The organism is Streptomyces sp. NBC_00057, from assembly GCF_045041165.1.
Lineage (GTDB): Bacteria > Actinomycetota > Actinomycetes > Streptomycetales > Streptomycetaceae > Streptomyces.
Window position 1 is genome coordinate 7,260,462 of sequence record NZ_CP108256.1, and the last position, 18,931, is coordinate 7,279,392.

18 protein-coding genes are annotated in these 18,931 nt (G+C 69.4%); 14 read left to right on the top strand and 4 right to left on the bottom strand.

Annotated elements, in window-relative coordinates; translation table 11 throughout:
• Positions 1–22: 22 nt before the first annotated feature.
• Positions 23–850, top strand: a complete 828-nt coding sequence (gene prcA, locus OG953_RS34190; RefSeq protein ID WP_405689098.1) for a proteasome subunit alpha — start codon at positions 23–25, stop codon at positions 848–850.
• A 52-nt stretch (positions 851–902) separates the two neighbouring features.
• On the opposite strand, the gene OG953_RS34195 is transcribed toward prcA, so the two are convergent.
• The gene (locus OG953_RS34195) at positions 903–1,949 is read right to left on the bottom strand and encodes a LacI family DNA-binding transcriptional regulator (RefSeq protein WP_405689099.1); all 1,047 of its coding nucleotides are present in this window, start codon (positions 1,947–1,949) and stop codon (positions 903–905) included.
• A 134-nt stretch (positions 1,950–2,083) separates the two neighbouring features.
• On the opposite strand from OG953_RS34195, the gene OG953_RS34200 reads away from it, so the two are divergent.
• The 13 genes from OG953_RS34200 (at position 2,084) to OG953_RS34260 (ending at position 14,984) form a co-directional block, all read left to right on the top strand.
• Positions 2,084–3,343 carry an MFS transporter gene (locus OG953_RS34200; protein WP_405689100.1) on the top strand — a complete coding sequence of 420 codons (1,260 nt, stop codon included), beginning with the start codon at positions 2,084–2,086 and terminating at the stop codon, positions 3,341–3,343.
• A gap of 9 nt (positions 3,344–3,352) precedes the next feature.
• Positions 3,353–4,714, top strand: a complete 1,362-nt coding sequence (gene pafA / locus OG953_RS34205; protein WP_093894153.1) for a Pup--protein ligase — start codon at positions 3,353–3,355, stop codon at positions 4,712–4,714.
• A 127-nt stretch (positions 4,715–4,841) separates the two neighbouring features.
• Positions 4,842–5,795, top strand: a complete 954-nt coding sequence (locus OG953_RS34210; RefSeq protein WP_405689102.1) for an FKBP-type peptidyl-prolyl cis-trans isomerase — start codon at positions 4,842–4,844, stop codon at positions 5,793–5,795.
• 43 nt (positions 5,796–5,838) lie between these two features.
• Positions 5,839–6,213: an FKBP-type peptidyl-prolyl cis-trans isomerase gene (locus tag OG953_RS34215; RefSeq protein WP_405689104.1), complete on the top strand. Its 375-nt coding sequence runs from the start codon at positions 5,839–5,841 to the stop codon at positions 6,211–6,213.
• Positions 6,214–6,326: 113 nt separating this feature from the next.
• Positions 6,327–7,280: a helix-turn-helix transcriptional regulator gene (locus tag OG953_RS34220; RefSeq protein ID WP_405689105.1), complete on the top strand. Its 954-nt coding sequence runs from the start codon at positions 6,327–6,329 to the stop codon at positions 7,278–7,280.
• Between the two features lie 14 nt (positions 7,281–7,294).
• Positions 7,295–8,251, top strand: coding sequence for a WYL domain-containing protein (locus tag OG953_RS34225; RefSeq protein ID WP_351262375.1), 957 nt, complete (start codon positions 7,295–7,297; stop codon positions 8,249–8,251).
• Positions 8,252–8,270: 19 nt separating this feature from the next.
• Entirely contained in the window at positions 8,271–8,540 is a 270-nt protein-coding gene (locus OG953_RS34230) for a hypothetical protein (RefSeq protein ID WP_405689106.1), read from the top strand.
• A gap of 35 nt (positions 8,541–8,575) precedes the next feature.
• On the top strand, positions 8,576–8,773 hold the full coding sequence (locus OG953_RS34235) for a hypothetical protein (protein WP_259933213.1): 198 nt from the start codon (positions 8,576–8,578) through the stop codon (positions 8,771–8,773).
• Positions 8,774–9,035: 262 nt separating this feature from the next.
• Positions 9,036–9,326 (top strand): Sec-independent protein translocase subunit TatA, encoded by a 291-nt coding sequence (tatA, locus tag OG953_RS34240; RefSeq protein WP_351795054.1) that lies wholly within the window; start codon positions 9,036–9,038, stop codon positions 9,324–9,326.
• Between the two features lie 62 nt (positions 9,327–9,388).
• A complete protein-coding gene (gene tatC / locus OG953_RS34245; RefSeq protein WP_405689108.1) occupies positions 9,389–10,339 on the top strand; it encodes a twin-arginine translocase subunit TatC in 951 nt (316 codons plus the stop codon).
• A gap of 18 nt (positions 10,340–10,357) precedes the next feature.
• On the top strand, positions 10,358–11,266 hold the full coding sequence (locus tag OG953_RS34250; protein ID WP_405689109.1) for a diacylglycerol kinase: 909 nt from the start codon (positions 10,358–10,360) through the stop codon (positions 11,264–11,266).
• 44 nt (positions 11,267–11,310) lie between these two features.
• Positions 11,311–14,145, top strand: a complete 2,835-nt coding sequence (locus tag OG953_RS34255) for a DEAD/DEAH box helicase (RefSeq protein WP_405689110.1) — start codon at positions 11,311–11,313, stop codon at positions 14,143–14,145.
• A 242-nt stretch (positions 14,146–14,387) separates the two neighbouring features.
• The gene (locus tag OG953_RS34260) at positions 14,388–14,984 is read left to right on the top strand and encodes a hydantoinase/oxoprolinase family protein (RefSeq protein WP_405689111.1); all 597 of its coding nucleotides are present in this window, start codon (positions 14,388–14,390) and stop codon (positions 14,982–14,984) included.
• A gap of 193 nt (positions 14,985–15,177) precedes the next feature.
• Here OG953_RS34260 and OG953_RS34265 read toward each other — a convergent pair whose 3' ends face one another.
• From OG953_RS34265 to OG953_RS34275, 3 genes are all read right to left on the bottom strand, one after another.
• Positions 15,178–15,621: an SPW repeat protein gene (locus tag OG953_RS34265; RefSeq protein WP_405689112.1), complete on the bottom strand. Its 444-nt coding sequence runs from the start codon at positions 15,619–15,621 to the stop codon at positions 15,178–15,180.
• Between the two features lie 98 nt (positions 15,622–15,719).
• The gene (locus tag OG953_RS34270; RefSeq protein WP_405689113.1) at positions 15,720–16,700 is read right to left on the bottom strand and encodes an ADP-ribosylglycohydrolase family protein; all 981 of its coding nucleotides are present in this window, start codon (positions 16,698–16,700) and stop codon (positions 15,720–15,722) included.
• Positions 16,701–16,944: 244 nt separating this feature from the next.
• Positions 16,945–18,573, bottom strand: a complete 1,629-nt coding sequence (locus tag OG953_RS34275) for a molybdopterin-dependent oxidoreductase (RefSeq protein WP_405689114.1) — start codon at positions 18,571–18,573, stop codon at positions 16,945–16,947.
• Positions 18,574–18,931 lie beyond the last annotated feature (358 nt).

Here is an 18,931-nt window from a genome sequence, read left to right on the forward strand (position 1 = left end):
GACAGAAAGGGACGGATAACCGGTGTCGACGCCGTTCTATGTCTCACCTCAGCAGGCCATGGCCGACCGGGCGGAATACGCCCGGAAGGGCATCGCCCGTGGTCGCAGCCTTGTTGTGCTGCAGTACGCCGACGGCATTGTGTTCGTCGGCGAGAACCCGTCCCGTGCGCTGCACAAGTTCAGCGAGATCTATGACCGGATCGGTTTCGCCGCCGCCGGCAAGTACAACGAGTACGAGAATCTCCGCATCGGCGGTGTGCGCTACGCCGATCTGCGTGGATACACCTACGACCGTGACGATGTGACAGCCCGTGGGCTGGCCAATGTCTATGCGCAGACGCTGGGTACCATCTTCTCCAGTGCGGCCGAGAAGCCGTACGAGGTGGAGCTGGTGGTCGCCGAGGTCGGCGCCGAGCCGGAGGGCGACCAGATCTACCGACTGCCGCACGACGGCTCGATCGTCGACGAGCACGGATCGGTCGCGGTCGGCGGGAATGCCGAGCAGATCAGCACCTTCCTGGACCAGCGGCACCGCGACGGCATGACGCTGGCCGAGGCGCTCAAGCTGGCGGTGCAGGCGCTGTCCCGCGATCCCAACGGCAGCGAGCGGGAGATCCCGGCGGAGCGGCTGGAAGTCGCGGTCCTGGACCGTACGAGGCCGCAGCAGCGGAAGTTCAAGCGGATCGTCGGCCGGCAGCTGGCGCGGTTGCTGGAGGCGGACGGCGGCTCCGTACCGACGGATGCCCCCTCCGACATCGAGGACGGCGAGGGGACCGAGTCCCCCACGAGCACGACGGATGTCACCAAGTCCACCGATTCCGGTGGGGACGTGGAGTCCTCCGAGGAGTAGTCCACCGCTGTGCCGGTGCCCCGGTCCGCCCTCCCGGCGGGCCGGGGCACCGTCATGAGCGCTGACCGTCCGCGGGCGGGGGCGCCGAGGAGCCCCGTGCGACCAGGTGCACGGGCAGGCTGCCGGGCTCGGCCGGGCGCCCGTCCAGGACCGCCAGCAGGGCGGTCATGCCGCGTTCACCGACCTGCTCGGCGGGCAGCTGCACGGTGGTGAGCTCCGGTTCGACGGCCCTGGCCAGGGCCAGATCGTCGAAACCGGTGACGGAGAGGTCGTCGGGGACGCGGAGCCCCAGCCTGCGGGCAGCCTTGCAGGCGCCCGCGGCGAGGATGTCGTCGTCGCAGACGATGGCGGTGGGCCGGGGGCCGGAGGCGCCGAGTGCGTGCTCCGCTCCTTCGCGGCCTGCCTGTACGTCGAGCGTCGCCGTGACGGTCCGTACGGAGGTGCCGGGCACCGCCCCCAGGGCGTCGTGGAGCGCCCGGGCACGGACCGCGAAGGTCCAGGTGTCGACCGCCGACGCGAGGTGGACGAAGCGGCGGTGGCCGAGCGCGAGCAGATGCTCCGCGACCTGCCGCATGCCGTCGGCGATGTCGAGATTGACCCGTGCCGCGACGCCGGTGTCCGCCGGGTCGCTGTCGAGCATGACCAGCGGCAGGCCGGCGCCGCGCAGCACGTCGAGTGCGCCGGCGGCCATGGAGGAGGCGATCACCCCGTCGAGGGAGGCGCGCGCCGAGGCGAAGGGATCCCTGGCCGGCCCCGTGCCTTCGGGGGACGGGTAGAGGACGACCCCGAAGCCGTGTTCGGCGGCGACCGCGGCGGCGCCGGTGTAGACGCGCGCGAAGAATTCGCTGGTGAGCGCGGGGACGACCAGCAGCGCGGTCCTGGTGCGGCCCAGGCGGAGGTTGCGGGCGGCGAGATTGGGCTGGTAGCCGAGTTCGCGCGCGGCGTGCCGTACACGCTCGGCGGTGGCCTCGGAGACCCTGCCTCGCCATTTGTCGCCCAGCACGAGGGAGACGGTGGCCTGCGAGACGCCTGCGGCCCGCGCGACATCGCGGCTGGTGGGCCGGGCCGGGGCGGGCTGTGACTGTGGTGCGCTGGTCACTCGGGCCTCCGGTCCGGTCGGGGGGCAGGCGCCGTGCGGTGGACCTGCGGACTGGGCACATGGTACGTATGAACCTCGAAGTTATACGTAAAACCTCAGGGTGACGGAGAGTGCCCGAGGGAGAGGGGCGGGACATGGCCGCGGGATTTCTGGACATCCTCCGGGCGCGGCACGCCGCCCGGCTGCTGGCAGGGACCCTGGTGGGGCGGCTCCCGAGTGGCACCGCCCATATCGCGATCGTGCTGTTCACCCGGGCCGAGGGCGGCAGCTACACCCTCGCCGGTGCGCTCGCGGCCGTGTACGGGCTGTCCACCGCGGTCGGACAGCCGCTGCTGGGCCGTGCCGTGGACCTGTACGGCCAGCCGCGGGTCCAGCTCCCGGCCTCCGTGGTGTCCGGGCTGGGCATGGCCCTGCTGGCACTGGTGGGCCTGGAGTCACTGCCGCTGGCCTACGGGGCGGTGATGGTGGCCGGTCTGTTCACCCCGCCACTGGAGGGCGGTCTGCGGGCCCTGTGGCCGAGCGTCCTGGGCGGAGAGGACCGGGTGCACCGGGCGTACGCGATGGACGCCGTCGCCCAGGAGGTCATGTTCACCGTGGGCCCGCTGCTGGTGACGCTGCTCGTCTCCCTCTGGTCGCCCGCCGCCGCCCTGCTCGTCATCAACGCGATAGGGGTTCTGGGGGCGCTCTCCGTCGTCCTCTCCGAACCCTCCCGTGCCTGGCGTTCCGCGCCCCGTGAGGCGCACTGGCTGGGCGCGCTGCGCTCGCCGGGACTGCTGGCGCTGCTCGGCTCGTTCTTCTTCGTGGGGCTTGCGCTCGGGTCGATCACGGTGGCCGGGGTGGCGTACGCCGACGGCCACGGCCGGGAGTCGGTGTACGGCTGGCTGATGGCCGCGCTCGGGCTGGGTGCGCTGGTCGGTGGTGCGGTGTACGGGGCGCGGCAGTGGGCCGGGGCTCCGGAGCGCCGACTGCGCGTCATCGTCGCGCTGCTGGCGCTGGGCTATCTGCCGCTGATGCTGACCCCGGGGGTGGTCGCCATGACCGCTCTGGCAGCAGTGGCCGGAGTCTTTCTGGCGCCCGCGATCGCGTGCTCGTTCCTCGTGGTCGACCGGCATGCTCCGCAGGGCACGGTGACTGAGGCGTTCTCCTGGCTGGTGACGACGTTCGGAGTGGGCGCGGCGGCGGGAACGGCCGTGGCGGGTCCGGCCGTCGAACTGGGCGGCACGACGTGGAGCTTCGCCATCGCGGGGGCCGGCGGGGTGGCGGCGCTGCTGGTCCTGCTGGCCACGGGAAGGGTCCTCGCAGTTCCCGGGCGTACGGCCGTTGCTGTACAAGGATCGGAAAATGATCGAAATGGTGCTGTCGAACCCGGTTTCAGCTCAGGCCATCAGGCGTAATGTTCAGTCATGGACCGCCGCATTTTCGGGCTGGAGAACGAGTACGGCGTCACGTGCACGTTCAGGGGACAGCGCCGACTGTCTCCTGATGAAGTGGCGCGCTACCTCTTCCGCCGTGTTGTGTCATGGGGCCGCAGCAGCAATGTCTTTCTGCGGAACGGCGCCCGCCTCTACCTCGACGTGGGATCGCATCCGGAATATGCAACCCCCGAATGCGACAACCTGACCGAGCTGGTCACCCACGACAAGGCCGGCGAGCGCATTCTCGAAGGCCTGCTCGTCGACGCCGAACGCCGCCTGCACGAGGAGGGAATCGCGGGCGACGTCTATCTCTTCAAGAACAACACCGACTCGGCGGGAAACTCCTACGGGTGTCACGAGAACTATCTCGTGGCGCGGCACGGAGAATTCTCCCGGCTCGCGGACATCCTCATTCCCTTCCTCGTCACGAGGCAACTGATCTGCGGCGCGGGCAAGGTGCTGCAGACACCGCGGGGCGCCGTCTACTGCGTCAGCCAGCGTGCCGAGCACATCTGGGAGGGCGTCAGCTCCGCCACGACGCGCTCCCGCCCGATCATCAACACACGTGACGAGCCGCATGCGGACGCGGAGCGATACCGCCGCCTCCACGTCATCGTCGGTGACTCCAACATGTCCGAGACGACCATGCTGCTCAAGGTGGGCGCGACCGATCTGGTGCTTCGCATGATCGAGGCGGGCACCGTGATGCGGGATCTGACGCTGGAGAACCCGATCCGGGCGATCCGCGAGGTCAGTCACGACACCACGGGGCAGCGCAAGGTGCGCCTGGCCAGTGGCCGCGAGGCGTCCGCCATCGAGGTGCAGCGCGAGTACTACGAGAAGGCTGTCGACTTCGTCGACCGCCGTGGCATCCGCACCGGAACCGTCGCTCAGGTCCTGGAGCTGTGGGGCCGTACGCTCGACGCGGTCGAGGCAGAGGACCTCGACCGGATCGAGACCGAGATCGACTGGGTGATGAAGTACAAGCTCATCGAGCGGTACCGGGCCAAGCACAACATGACCATGTCGCATCCGCGGGTCGCCCAGATAGACCTCGCGTACCACGACATCCACCGCCGCCGCGGCCTGTACTACCTGTTGGAGCGCAAGGGACAGGCCGCACGTGTCTGCAACGACCTGAAGATCTTCGAGGGCAAGTCCGTGCCCCCGCAGACGACCAGGGCGCGGCTGCGAGGCGACTTCATCCGCAGGGCCCAGGAGCAGCGGCGGGACTTCACCGTCGACTGGGTCCATCTCAAGCTCAACGACCAGGCGCAGCGCACGGTGTTGTGCAAGGATCCGTTCCGTTCGGTGGACGACCGAGTGGAGAAGCTGATCGCGGGTATGTGAGCCGACAACAGGACAACCTCGGCTCCCGACGCGACGCGGGCCCCGTACGTTCCTCGTACGGGGCCCTGCGTACGCCCTAGAGTGTCGAGGACTCAACCAACTGTGCCGTCTGAGATCTGAGGAACAAGTGCGCCGACTTGCCGGCCTTCTCGTCGTCCCCCTGTTGCTGCTGACAGCGGCCTGCGGCAACGAAAAGGGCTCCGCTTCCGCTTCCGCTTCCGCTTCCGCCGCTTCCGAGGACGGGTTCCCCGCGATCACCGCAGGCGCGAAGTTCGGCGAGAAGCCCACCCTGTCCAAAGGCACGGGGAACCCGCCCAAGGAGCTGAAGACCAGGGTTGTCAGCCAGGGTGACGGCGCCACGCTCAAGAACGGCGATGCGATCCAGGTCAACTACCTCGGGCAGGCCTGGGACTCCGACAAGCCGTTCGACAACAGCTTCGACCGCAAGCAGCCGTTCGATCTGACCCTCGGCGCCGGCATGGTCATCCAGGGCTGGGACAAGGGCCTCGTCGGCCAGAAGGTCGGCAGCCGGGTCGAGCTGGTCATTCCGCCGGATCTCGGTTACGGAGCGCAGGGCCAGGGCGACATCAAGCCGAATGCCACGCTCGTCTTCGTCGTCGACATTCTGAAGTCGACGACGATCCCGGCCTCCGCCAAGGGCACCGCGGTCGCCCAGGACAATGTCGACCTGCCCAAGGTCGGCACCAACACCGACGGCAAGGCCCCCAAGGTCACCATCCCCACCAAGACCGACCCGCCGACGAAGCTCGTCTCCAATTACATCCTGGAGTCCAAGGGCGACGTCGTGAAGGACACCGACAGCGTCATCGTGAACTACGTCGGTCTGCTGTGGAAGGACGGCAAGACGTTCGACAGCACCTACACGGCGGGCAAGACGCAGACCTTCCCACTGGCCCAGGTCACCCTGAAGGGGCTCAAGAACGGTCTGGCCGGCAAGAAGATCGGCAGCCGTGTGCTCCTTGTCATCCCGCCGGACCAGGGGTTCGGTGACAAGGCGCAGCAGACCATCCCCGCGAAGTCCACGCTGGTGTTCGCCGTGGACATCCTGGCAAAGATGTAAGACTGTCCCGGTTGCCCAGTTCATCATTAAGAGGAGCAAGTCAGTGAGCATCGAGAAGCCCGAGATCGACTTCCCGGGTGGCGAGCCGCCGGCCGACCTGGAGATCAAGGACATCTGGGAAGGCGACGGCGCGGTGGCCGAGGCGGGCGCCACCGTCTCCGTCCACTACGTGGGCGTGGCCTTCTCCACCGGCGAGGAGTTCGACGCCTCCTGGAACCGCGGCGCCCCGCTGCAGTTCCAGCTCGGTGCCGGCCAGGTCATCTCCGGCTGGGACCAGGGCGTGCAGGGCATGAAGGTCGGCGGCCGTCGCCAGCTGACCATCCCCGCACACCTCGCGTACGGCGACCGCGGCGCCGGTGGCGGCCGTATCGCCCCCGGCGAGACACTGATCTTCGTCTGCGACCTGGTCGCCGTCTGATCCGCATCCGTGCGATACGAGGGCCCGTGCCGCAAGGCGCGGGCCCTCGCTTTTGTCCGGACAGCGCGTAGCGGTACGGTCGACGGTCGTAGAGCAAAACAGAAAGGGCGTCGATGGCGATTGCCAAGGCCGAGCGGCTGATGAACCTGGCCCTGTGTCTGCTGGGGACCCGGCGCCCGCTGAGCAAGCGCGAGCTGCGCGGCTCCATCGAGGCCTACCTGGAAGCGGGTTCCGACGACGCCTTCAACCGGATGTTCGAGCGCGACAAGGACGATCTGCGCGAGCTCGGTCTGGTCATCGAGACCGTGGAGAACCTGGACGGCGACACGGGATATCTCGCCCGCCGCGACAGTAACCGGCTGCCCCCGATCACGCTGGACGCCGAGGAGGCCGCCGCACTCGGACTGGCCGCCAAGGTCTGGCAGCAGGCGCGGCTGGCCGGTGCCGCCAGCGGAGCGCTGCAGAAGCTGCGGGCCGCGGGCATGCCGGAGGCCGAGGACGCGTACGAGGTGCACAGCGCCCTCGAACCCCGTATCCCCGTTCATGAGGCCGCGTTCGAGCCGTTGATGCTGGCCTGCCGGGACCGCCGCCCGGTGACCTTCGACTACCGCAAGGCCAACGCCGCCCGGCCCGAGCAGCGCCAGGTCGAGCCGTGGACGCTGGAGTGCTGGCGCGGCCACTGGTATCTGGCCGGCTGGGACCGTGACCGTGGCGCCGAGCGGGTATTCCGGCTCTCCCGGATCACCGGCCGGGTCCGCTCCCGGGCCGGGGCCTTCACCGTCGAGGTGCCCGATGTCGTGACCGTCCGCGAGACCGTCGAGAGCTGGGCGGGGGAGACGGCGACCCGGACCGCGCGGATCAGGCTGCGGGCCGGTGCCGGATACCCGCTGCGCTCGCGCGCCATATCGGTCCGGGAACTCGGTGACGGGTGGGACGAGTTGGAGATTCCGTACGGACACGGCCTGGACGCCTGGCTCGTCGAGTTCGGTCCGGACGTCGTCGTACAGGAACCCGCCGATCTGCGGGCCGATGTGATGGACCGGCTGCGCGCCGTGGCCAAGGACTGAGGGGGACCGTATACATGGCCACGAACGCGATCGACCAGACCCGCCGGATGCTCTCCCTGGTGACGTATCTGCGTGAGCGCCCCGGCGCCCACGTCCAGGACGTCGCCCGCGCCTTCGGGATCACCGAGGACGAGCTGATCTCCGACCTCGACGTGCTGCCCATGTGCGGTACGAGCTTCCGCGGCGGGGATCTGCTGGACATCGACACCGACGGCGACCGGATCTGGTGGCACAACCCGGACGATGTCGCGGAACCGCTGCGGCTCGCGGCCGACGAGGCGACGGCGCTGCTGGTCGCCGCCCGCGCCGTGGCCACGCTGCCGGGGCTGCGCGAGAGCGACCGGCAGGCGCTGCTGCGGGCTACCGCGAAGCTGGAGACTGCGGCCGGTGAGGTGGGGGCGGCGAGCTCGCGGCTTTCGGTCACCTTCGAGTCCGAGGGCGGTGTCTTCGCCGATGTCGACCGGGCGATCTCCGAGCGGCGCCGGCTCTGGCTGCGCTACTACTCGCCCGCGCGCGATGAACTCACCGAGCGCGAGGTGGACCCGATCCGGCTGTTCGCCGTGGGGCATACGTACATGGAGGCCTGGTGCAGGTCCTCCGAGGACCGGCGGACGTTCCGGCTCGACCGGGTCGCCGAGATCCGGCTGCTCGACGAGCCGGCCGCGCCGCCCGAGCTCGAACTGCGGGATCTGTCCGAAGGGCTCGTCCAGCCGGCGGCCGAGGACCCGGAGGTCGTGGTCGAGGTGGGCCCCGGCGGCCGGTGGGTCGCCGAGTACTACCCGCACGACAGCGCACAGGAGCTGCCCGACGGCGGGCTGCGGATCACCCTGCGCACCCCCGATCCGGCCTCACTGCGCAGGCTCGCGCTGCGACTGGGCCGGGAAGGCCGCATCGTCTCCCCGCCGGAACTGGCGCAGAGCGCACAGCAGGCGGCCCGTGCGGCGCTCGCTGCCTATGACGGACCGGCCTGAGCGGATACCTGAGGGAGATATGAGCAATATGTCTGTGGTGTCAGGTGTTCCGACCGTGGTGGTGCCCGATTCCGTACGGTTCAAGGCCGCCTGCCCGGACTGCCGCGAGCGGTTCGAGCTGGCGGCGGGCGCCATCCGCCTAGCCGTGGGCGCCAGCCGCCGGACGACGTTCTACTCCTTCACCTGCCCGGAGTGCGGCGCGGCCGTCCGTAAGCCCGCCGGGGAACGGATAGTTGAGCTGCTCACCTGTGGCGGGGTGCGGACGCTGCGCCTCCACACCAGCCTTTAGAACTTCGGACACCTAGACACATCGAGGCTCTGCGCATGTTCTGGCCCATGCTCGCCATCGCCCTGGGGTTTCTCGGGATCGCCGTTCTCGGCGTGCTGGCCGTCAAGGTCTTCATCGAGGCCCAGCGTCTGGGGCGTCAGGTGACACGAACGACCCAGCGCATCAACCGGGCGGCGGAGGACCTGGAGCGGGCCGCGACGGATCTTGCTGCCACCGGTGAAGCGTTGCGTTAGATGTACCGCCCCACGATCGTGTGAGCCTGTGAGCAGGGCCGCCGATCGATCGGGGAGGGCGCGGCCTCCAGTTTCTCGGGTTCGGGGGGTACGCTGCTGAAGCGGCCCTGAGAGCGAGGCATGGGCCGTAATCGCAAGGATGCATGGGTATTGCCCTGCGTTTACTCCTGCGGGATACGATCGCTGACAGTACGACGATCGGACGTCCGTCCGACGTTCGATCCGCCCCACCCCTGCTGCCTCGGTGAGAAGGTACACGCATATGTTCGGAAGGCTCGGCGCTCCCGAGATCATCCTGATCCTCGTCGTCATTGTTCTGCTGTTCGGCGCGAAGAAGCTTCCTGACATGGCTCGCTCGCTCGGTAAGTCGGCCCGCATCCTCAAGAGCGAGGCCAAGGCCATGAAGTCCGAGGGCAGCCCGTCGGCCACCCCGGCCGAGCCTGCGAACGACGCCGCCCAGGACCAGGTCGCCCCGCGCACCATCAAGGCCGCGCCCGGTGACGTGACCAGTTCGCGTCCGGTCGCAGAGCCGACCGACTCGACCAAGCGCTGACAACCGGGCCGACGCAGGCGCCGTGATCGGTGACGGCCTGCTGCACGAGATGAGGACGTGGGTTGCTCAAGTCTGCCCGCAAACAGGAGACGGACCCAGAGGGCCGCATGCCCCTGGTGGAGCACCTGCGTGAGCTGCGTAACCGGCTGGCGAAGGCCTTGCTCGGGATCGTCGTCGTCACGATCGTGGCCGCCTTCTTCTACAAGGGGATCATCGAGTTCTTCACCGACCCGGTACTGAAGTCGGTCGGGTGCGAGTCCAGCTTCGCCGAACTCGCGAAGAAGGAGGACGGTACGTGCGCGCGTATCGTCCTGAACGGTCTGCTCACCCCGTTCACCCTGGCCCTCAAGGTGTCCTTGATGGCGGGTGTCGTCCTTTCTTCGCCGATCTGGCTCTACCAGTTGTGGGCGTTTGTCGCCCCGGGGCTGCACAAGCACGAGAAAAAGTACTCGCTCGCCTTTGTGGGCACGGGATTCCCGCTCTTCCTCGCCGGTGGCTTCTTCGCGTACAAGACCCTGCCCACGATGGCGCGGGTGCTTCTGGAATTCTCGCCGGGCGGGCTCGACAACCAGCTGCCGCTGGACGATCTGCTGGATCTGATCACGCGCATGGTGGTGGTCTTCGGGCTCTCCTTCGAGCTGCCCCTGCTGCTCGTCATGCTGAACTTCGGCGGGATCGTCACCGGTAAGCGGATGCTCGGCTGGTGGCGGGGCATGATCATGGGCATCACGGTCTTCGCCGCGCTGGCCACTCCCAGTACCGACCCGCTGACGATGGTGGCGCTCGCCGGACCGATCTGGGTGCTCTACTTCGTGGCCACGGCGATCTCGCTGCTCAACGACCGCCGCAAGGCACAGCTCGCGGCGGCGGGACCCGCCGACGACGAGGCGTCGGAGCTGGACCTCACCCCCGAGGACATCGGTGAGATCGAACCGGTCCCGTCCGGCCGGTCGTTGCCCGCACAGGCGAGCGGGGACCTTGACCGGGTCAACGGTTACGACGACATCACCTGACCTTGTAAGGTCCCCCGGGTGACCAGCGAGATCACCCTTTTCGTCAATCCCACCGCAGGACGCGGCCGGGGCGCGCACGCCGCGCAGCCGGCCGCTTCCGCGTTGCGGGACGCCGGATTCTCCGTACGCACGGTTCTCGGCGTGGACGCCGACGATGCTTTGCGGCGGGCCCGCGAGGCCGTCGCGGGCGGGACCGGTGCGCTGATAGCGGTGGGCGGGGACGGCATGATGTCCCTCGCCCTGCAGGCCGTTGCCGGGACGACGACCCCGCTCGGGGTTGTCGCCGTGGGCACCGGGAACGACTTCGCCCGCGCGCTCGGGACGCCGATACGGGATCCGGCCGCTGCCGGACAGTTGGCCGCCGAGGCGCTCAAGGGCGTTACCGTCCGCGAGATCGACCTCGGACGGGTCGGTGAGCGGTGGTTCGGATCCGTGCTGGCCTCCGGCTTCGACTCCCGGGTCAACGACCGCGGCAACCGGATGCGCTGGGTCGGCGGACGGTTCAAGTACGACCTCGCGATCCTCGCCGAACTCGCCGCGTTCAAACCCATCCCGTACCGCATCAGGCTGGACGGCGGACCGGTCCGGGAGATCGAGGCGACGCTCATCGCCGTCGGCAACGGATCGACGTACGGCGGAGGTATGCGGATCTGCGCGGACGCCGTCATGGACGACGGGCTCTTCGACGTGACCGTCGTCGGGGACTGCAGCCGCACCACCCTGCTGAAGGTCTTCCCCCGCGTCTACAAGGGAACGCACCTCAGCCACCCCGAGGTCACCGTGCACAGGGTTTCCTCGATCGAGCTGGCCGCAGCCGGTGTCACCGCGTACGCGGACGGTGAACAGCTCGGGGCGCTGCCGCTCACCGCGACCTGTGTACCGGGTGCGGTGAGAGTGCTCGCGCCGGGTTCTCCCACAGGGATTTAAAGATCGCGTCACTGTCGGAGGTGGCGGGTAGGCTCGTATGCAAGATGACAGAGGACCTCTCACCAGCTGAGCGATACCAGGCTTCTCGGATCCGTGCCGCCGAGCTGGCCACCGCACTCGCGCCCTTCCGCGAGATGTACGAGTTCGATCTGGACCCCTACCAGATCGAGGCCTGCCAGGCACTGGAGGCCGGCAAGGGGGTGCTCGTCGCAGCCCCGACCGGCTCGGGCAAGACCATCGTCGGCGAGTTCGCCGTGCACCTCGCCCTCGAACAGGGCCGCAAGTGCTTCTACACCACCCCGATCAAGGCCCTGTCCAACCAGAAGTTCGCCGATCTGGTCAAGCGCTACGGACCGGACAAGGTGGGCCTGCTGACCGGTGACAACAGCGTCAATGGCGATGCCCCGGTGGTCGTCATGACCACCGAAGTGCTGCGGAACATGCTGTATGCGGGATCGCAGGCGCTGCGCGGCCTCGGCTATGTGGTGATGGACGAGGTGCATTACCTCTCCGACCGCTTCCGGGGCGCCGTCTGGGAGGAAGTGATCATTCACCTCCCGGACTCCGTGACCTTGGTGTCACTGTCGGCGACCGTGTCCAACGCCGAGGAGTTCGGTGACTGGCTGGACACCGTCCGCGGGGACACCCGGGTCATCGTCTCCGAGCACCGCCCCGTGCCGCTCTGGCAGCACGTGCTGGCAGGCCGCCGGATGTACGACCTCTTCGAGGAGGAGACCGACCACGGCGGCCGCGGCGCCGGACGCCGCGAGGTCAACCCCGATCTGGTCCGGCTCGTCCGGATGGAGAACCAGCGGGCGTACAACCCGCGTGAACGCCGCCGCGGCAAGATGGTCCGCGAGGCGGACCGTGAGCGCGAGCGGCGCCAGCGCAGCCGGATCTGGACCCCGGCCAGGCCCGAGGTCATCGACCGGCTGGACGCCGAAGGGCTGCTCCCCGCCATCACGTTCATCTTCAGCCGGGCCGGCTGCGAGGCCGCCGTACAGCAGTGTCTGCACGCCGGACTGCGGCTCAACGACGAGGACAAGCGCCGCCTGGTCCGCGAGATCGTCGAGGAGCGGACCTCATCCATCCCCGGCGAGGACCTCCATGTCCTGGGCTACTACGAGTGGCTCGAAGGGCTGGAGCGAGGCATCGCCGCGCACCACGCCGGCATGCTGCCCACGTTCAAGGAAGTCGTCGAGGAACTCTTCGTACGAGGGCTCGTCAAGGCAGTCTTCGCGACGGAGACCCTCGCCCTCGGCATCAACATGCCCGCACGCTCGGTCGTGTTGGAGAAGCTCGTCAAGTGGAACGGCGAACAGCACGCCGACATCACCCCGGGCGAGTACACCCAGCTGACCGGGCGGGCCGGACGGCGTGGGATCGACGTCGAAGGCCATGCGGTGGTGCTGTGGCAGCGCGGCATGGACCCGGGGGCGCTGGCCGGACTCGCGGGTACGCGTACGTATCCGCTGCGGTCCAGCTTCCGGCCCTCGTACAACATGGCCGTGAACTTGGTGCAGCAGTTCGGGCGGCACCGCTCGCGCGAGCTGCTGGAGACCTCCTTCGCACAGTTCCAGGCAGACCGGTCGGTGGTCGGGATCTCCCGGCAGGTCCAGCGGAACGAAGAAGGGCTGGAGGGCTACCGGGAGGGCATGACCTGCCACCTCGGTGACTTCGAGGAGTACGCGCGACTGCGCCGCGAACTCAAGGACCGGGAGACGGAGCTCGCCAAGCAGGGCGCGTCGCAGCGGCAGGCCGCGGCCGCGGTGTCCCTGGAGAAGCTCAAGCCCGGCGATGTCATCCATGTTCCCACCGGCAAGTTCGCCGGACTTGCACTGGTCCTCGACCCGGGGCTGCCCGCTGGACGGACCAATGGGTACGGGCACCGCGGGCTCGAATACCACGACGGGCCGCGGCCGTTGGTGCTGACCGCCGAGCGGCAGGTGAAGAGGCTCGCCTCGATCGACTTCCCCGTTCCGGTGGAGGCCGTGGAGCGGATGCGGGTGCCGAAGTCGTTCAACCCGCGCTCGCCGCAGTCGCGGCGCGATCTGGCCTCCGCGCTGCGGACCAAGGCCGGGCACATAGTGCCGGAACGGCACCGCAAGGGGCGGTCCGCCGCAGCCGACGACCGGGAGATCGCCCGCTACCGGGCGGAGTTGCGCGCGCACCCCTGCCACGGGTGCGACGAGCGTGAGGACCATGCGCGATGGGCCGAGCGGTATCACCGGCTGCAGCGCGACACCAGGCAGCTGGAGCGGCGGATCGAGGGGCGGACGAACACGATCGCCCGCACCTTCGACCGGATCGTCGCGCTGCTCACCGAGCTCGACTATCTGCGGGGCAATGAGGTCACCGAACACGGGCGGCGGCTTGCGCGGCTCTACGGCGAGCTGGATCTGCTGGCGAGCGAATGCCTGCGGGCCGGGGTGTGGGAGGGCCTGAACCCTGCCGAACTCGCGGCGTGCGTCTCGGCGTTGGTGTACGAGGCGCGGCAGGCCGATGACGCGGTGGCGCCGAAGCTGCCGTCGGGGCCCGCGAAGACCGCGATGGGCGAGATGGTCCGGATCTGGGGTCGGCTCGATGCCCTGGAGGAGGAATTCAAGATCAACCAGGCGGAGGGGGTCGGGCAGCGTGAACCCGACCTGGGGTTTGCCTGGGCGGTCTACATGTGGGCGTCGGGGCGGACGCTGGACGAGGTGCTGCGCGAGGCGGAGATGCCGGCGGGGGACTTCGTGCGGTGGTGCAAGCAGGTGATCGATGTGCTGGGGCAGATTGCGGCTGCGGCTCCGCGGGACGGTAGCTCTGTGGCGCGGAGTGCGCGTAAGGCGGTGGAGGCGGTGTTGCGGGGGGTTGTGGCTTACAGCTCTGTGGGGTGAGGTTTGCGGGGTGCAGGGTGCGGGGTGGTGCGCCGTCGGCCCGTCCCAAGTCCGGAGCAGGGTCAGCGCCTGGGACATCACCGCGTCCAGTGCCTTCGGCCGGTTCGTGGCGTCGAGGCCGCCGGCCTCCACCCGCAGCGCGATGTGCCGGCCGTCGACGGGCAGCGCGAGCGCCCGGCCGCGGGCGGCCAGTCGGGCGGCCTGGTCCTGCGGGGCCACGAGCGCCGCGCGGGCTGACCTCGGTGGCCATCTCGTCCGGGTTCTCACCGGTCGCCGAGGAGGACGAGCGCCGGGCCGCCGAGATCCTCGGCGCGGAGCTGGGCCCGGGCGTCCACTTCTCGCTCTCCCGCGAACTGGGCCGGATCGGACAGCTCGCCCGCGAGAACGCCACGATCATCAACGCGGCCCTGCGCGACCTGGCGACCGCGATCGTGGAGTCGTTCGCCAAGTCGCTCGCCGAGGTCTCGCTGACCGCCCCGTTCTTCCTTTCGCAGAACGACGGCACCCTGATGGACGTGGACTTGGCCCGCGCCTACCCGGTGGCGACCTTCGCCTCCGGGCCCACCAACTCGATGCGCGGCGCCGCGTTCCTGTCCGGTCTCGGCGACTGCGCGGTTGTCGACGTCGGCGGCACCACCGCGGACGTCGGCGTACTGGCGGGCGGCTTCCCGCGCGAGGCGGCAGGCGAGAGCGAGGCCGCGGGCACTCGCACCAACTTCCTTATCCCCGACGTCCTCTCGCTCGGTATCGGCGGCGGATCCCTGGTGTCGGCCGACGGCGAGACGGCCCCGCTCGGTCGGCTTCCGGCTCACCGAGGAGGCGCTGGTCGTCGGTGGTAGGACCCTGACCGCGACCGGTCTCGCGGTCGCCGCGGGCCGCGCCGACATCGGCGACCGCTCCCGTGTCGCGCACCTGGACGGCGAGTTCACCGCCCGTGCGCTCGACCGGATCGCCGAGCGGCCGGCCGAGACCGTCGACCGGATGCGTACCTCGGCCGGTCCGTGTCACGCGGACCGGCCGAGTGTCCTTGTCTCAGGCCGAGTGCTTGCCGCTCTTCATCGACACCCCTACGCAGACCAACCCCAGCAGCACGGTCAGTCCGCCGATGATGACGTTGTTGAGGGTGACGCCGAGGTCCGGGCTACTGCCGACGACCCACGTCGAGATGATCATCCAGGCACCTATGGCGCAGATGGCCCAGCTCAGGCCGTACATCCGCTCCGGCATGACGGTGAACCCGAGACCGAGCGCGGCGATCGCGATACCCATGATCAGGTTGTGCGTCACGAGTGCGGGCTGACTTGCCGTGAAGCTGAGCACCCAGGGCGAGATGGCGCAGTAGAGACCGATGAGGAACACCGGTGCGTCCACGAGGGCCACGTCACGGCCGCCGAGCACTCGGGCGTAGCGATCGCGCATTTCAGAGACATCGGGGTGACTGGCAATGTCACGGCCGGTGTGCGAGAGGTTTGACATGGGTTCGTCTCCTTCGCTCCTGCAGACCCGAACGCCGCTTTTGTGTGATAAGCGGCCTGCTATGTCATTCTGCGCTTATCTAGCCCTTATATGTAGATTCAAGACATGTGAATATCTGTGGGAATCGCACCGGGTGGGGCACTGTCCAGCCGCCGGGCCAGGGCCAGCAGATCGGGCGTCCGCAGCACACGGTCCCCGTACCCCGGCAGCGGCACGTGCAGGGGCCCCGTCCAGCGCGACGGAATCGCTTCGAAGCCGTACACCGCCCCCGCCAGACCACCGGTCACGGCCGCGACCGTGTCCGTGTCCCCACCCACGTCGACCGCTGCGGCCAGGGCGTTCTCGTACGTACGTGTCGTGCGCAGTGCCCAGAGCGCGGTGCCCAGACACGGCCACACCGCACCGTTGAACTCCGTTGCCGCGTCCGGATGCCAGTCTGGCGCGAGGACGGTGGCCCAGCGCGCACGGTGATCCTCGTGTACGCGGTCCAGGGCGCCCGGGACGGCGGCGAGCGGATCGTCGCCGTCCAGTGCCACCCGGATCAGCTCATGGAACACGGCGGTGCCCTCCCAGGCGGCCCGGTCGCCGTGCGTCAGCGCGGCGATCCGGCGGGCGGCGTCCATCGTCGCCACCTGCCCCGCCCGCGCGAAGTGCACCGCCGGTGCGGCGGCCCGCATCAGCGAACCGTTGCCCGCCGCGCGCCCGTTGACCTGGAAGTGCAGCGCTGCCGCGAGATCCCAGGGGGCACCACTCGTCAGGACGTCCTCGGTCTGCAGGCCGATGTCCTTCGGCCCACCCGCCGCCCACCGGCGAAACCGGCCGAACATGTCGGGGAGGTCGAGGCCGTCCTGCTCCAGCAGGGACTCCGCGACCAGAACGGCCATCTGGGTGTCGTCCGTGGCCTCGCCCGGATCCCAGCCGCCACCCCCGCACATCGTGCCGGCGCCGTCCGGAAAGCGGGCCGAGTACACACCGGCGGGACCGAACTCGAACGGCGCCCCCAGCGCGTCACCGACCGCCGATCCGACGACGGCACCCGCCACCCGGTCCTGCCGATCCACGACGCTCAGACGGTTCATCCGGCCAGCATACGGAGGACGATCTCCTCCCGTACACGCGATAGACCGCACCGAGCGGCACCGTCGTGCCGCGCAGTCGGCGCAGCAGCATCGGGCTCGTGACCATCCCGTACGCCGGATGGAGCATCGCGATACAAGTGGTGCCGATCGCCAGGAACGCCTCCGGGGACGCCAGGTGGGTGCTCCGTGGAGCGGGTGGTGCGGTGGTGCGGTCGGGGCGCGCCCCGGCTCGGTGTGCCCCGGCTCAGGGCACGTCGACCGCCACCGAGTGCCAGCCGGTCGCACCGTTGGGCACGGTGCCTACGCGATCGCCGGTCTGGATGGCGCCGGTTCCGTCGCTGGCGCGAACCTCAAGGGTGTGATGGCCGGATGTGGCGGGCCACTCCCACACCCACTGGCGCCAGGTGTCCTGGGTGTCCGCGGCAGCCAGCCGTGCCGTGTGCCACTCCCCGCCGTCCACCCGGACCTCAACCCGGGAAATACCGCGGTGCTGGGCCCAGGCCACCCCGGCCACCGGCACGATGCCGGCCTTCGGGGAGGCGAACGGACGGGGGGTGTCGATCCGCGACTCGGTCTTGACCGGTGCCTCCTGGGACCAGCTCCGTCTGACCCAGTAGGCGTCGTAGGCATCGAACGTGGTGAGTTCGATGTCCTTGATCCACTTGCAGGCGGACACGTATCCGTACAGGCCGGGAACGACCATCCGGACCGGGAAGCCGTGCTCGAAGGGCAGTGGCTCGCCGTTCATGCCGAAAGCGAGCATCGCGTCGCGCCCGTCCATGACCGTCTCGACCGGTGTGCCGATCGTCATGCCGTCGACGGAACGCGCCACGATCTGGTCGGCGGGCCCGCCCTTCGACGGGGGGCGTACCCCCGCATCGCGCAACAGATCGGCCAGTCGTACGCCGAGCCACCTGGCGTTGCCGACGTAAGGGCCGCCGACCTCGTTGGACACGCAGGTCAACGTGATGTCGCGCTCGATGACCTCCCTTCGCAGCAGGTCGTGGAAACCGACAGTGACGGGTCGCGTCACACCCCTGCCATGGATCTCCAGCTGCCATGTGCCGGCATCGACACGTGGCACGACCAGAGCCGTATCCACCCGGTAGAAGTCCTGGTTCGGGGTGATGAACGAGCTCAGCCCCCGGAGCCTCAGATCGGCGCCCGCCGGAACTGCCGGTGCGGCGGAACGGGGTACCGGTAGGACCAGGTCATGACGTGAAGCGGAGGCTCCGGCCTGGACGGAGGACGTGAGCCGCCGCCCCAGGAGTCCCGCGCCGGCGGAGGCCACCGCCGCAGTGGTCGCCGCGACCACGAAGCCACGGCGGTCGAAGACGCCGTTCACCTCTTCGTCCCTCTCCCCAGCCGCGGGAGAGGGACGAAGAGCCGGTGTGAGCCGTCCGATCAGGAGATACAGCACTCCTGCGGCCACCACGGCACCCGCCACCGAAGGCAGCGCGTCGGCAGGCGTGCCCTCCGGACGCCCTGCCGCTGCCACTGCCCCGACCAGACCGAAGACCAGGACGGCAGCTGAACCGAGCCGCCGGTGTCGCAGCGCCAGCACCCCGACGGCCATGGCGAAGAGCGCCAGGAGGATCAGGATTCCGAGCTGGAGCACCAGCTTGTCGGCGGTGCCGAAGTTCCGTACGGCGAAGTCCCTCACGGCCGGGGGAGTGCGGTCGACCACCGCACTGCCCACTGCCGTGACCGGGCCTGCCTCGGGACGTACGACAGCCGCGACCAGCTCGGCGACCGCCAGGGCGCAGAATCCGGCGATCAGACCGCTGAGCGCGGCGAGGGCGGCGCGCGCCCAGCCCGGTCGCCGGGACCAAGTGGCCCCGGTTCGCTTCGAATCGTCTCGATCTTCACTCACAACCGGGATTCGTCGCCCTGCGCCGGACGGATTGGTCTGTCACTCGATCGGGTGCGAGTTTTCCCGTCAATCCGGGACGGCACCTGTGACGAATCACGGCCGGGAGGCATCCGGAAGCCCCCGGAGACGGAGGGGGTCCGGTCGGTGCCTGCGACCGGAGGGAGGGGCATGACAGGGCAGCGGCGACGCACGGCCGCGCCGGTCGCGGCAGCGGCGACGCCGGCGGCACCGCTGCTGATGAGCTTCCTGCTGATCGGCGGGAGCGGAAAGATCCTGCTGGAACGCCATATGGCCGACTGCCCGGCTTCGCCGAGTACGCCGCCCGGACCAGCGGATTCGTCCCCCTGCCGCCCGTCGG

What these genes read in the sequence shown, in the direction of transcription:
- OG953_RS34200 (WP_405689100.1), top strand. Translation starts at nt 2,084, where the DNA reads ATGGCCGCGGGATTTCTGGACATCCTCCGGGCGCGGCACGCCGCCCGG.
- pafA (WP_093894153.1), top strand. Translation starts at nt 3,353, where the DNA reads ATGGACCGCCGCATTTTCGGGCTGGAGAACGAGTACGGCGTCACGTGC.
- OG953_RS34220 (WP_405689105.1), top strand. Translation starts at nt 6,327, where the DNA reads ATGGCGATTGCCAAGGCCGAGCGGCTGATGAACCTGGCCCTGTGTCTG.
- OG953_RS34225 (WP_351262375.1), top strand. Translation starts at nt 7,295, where the DNA reads ATGGCCACGAACGCGATCGACCAGACCCGCCGGATGCTCTCCCTGGTG.
- OG953_RS34230 (WP_405689106.1), top strand. Translation starts at nt 8,271, where the DNA reads ATGAGCAATATGTCTGTGGTGTCAGGTGTTCCGACCGTGGTGGTGCCC.
- OG953_RS34235 (WP_259933213.1), top strand. Translation starts at nt 8,576, where the DNA reads ATGTTCTGGCCCATGCTCGCCATCGCCCTGGGGTTTCTCGGGATCGCC.
- tatA (WP_351795054.1), top strand. Translation starts at nt 9,036, where the DNA reads ATGTTCGGAAGGCTCGGCGCTCCCGAGATCATCCTGATCCTCGTCGTC.
- OG953_RS34255 (WP_405689110.1), top strand. Translation starts at nt 11,311, where the DNA reads ATGACAGAGGACCTCTCACCAGCTGAGCGATACCAGGCTTCTCGGATC.
- OG953_RS34265 (WP_405689112.1), bottom strand. Translation starts at nt 15,621, where the DNA reads ATGTCAAACCTCTCGCACACCGGCCGTGACATTGCCAGTCACCCCGAT.
- OG953_RS34270 (WP_405689113.1), bottom strand. Translation starts at nt 16,700, where the DNA reads ATGAACCGTCTGAGCGTCGTGGATCGGCAGGACCGGGTGGCGGGTGCC.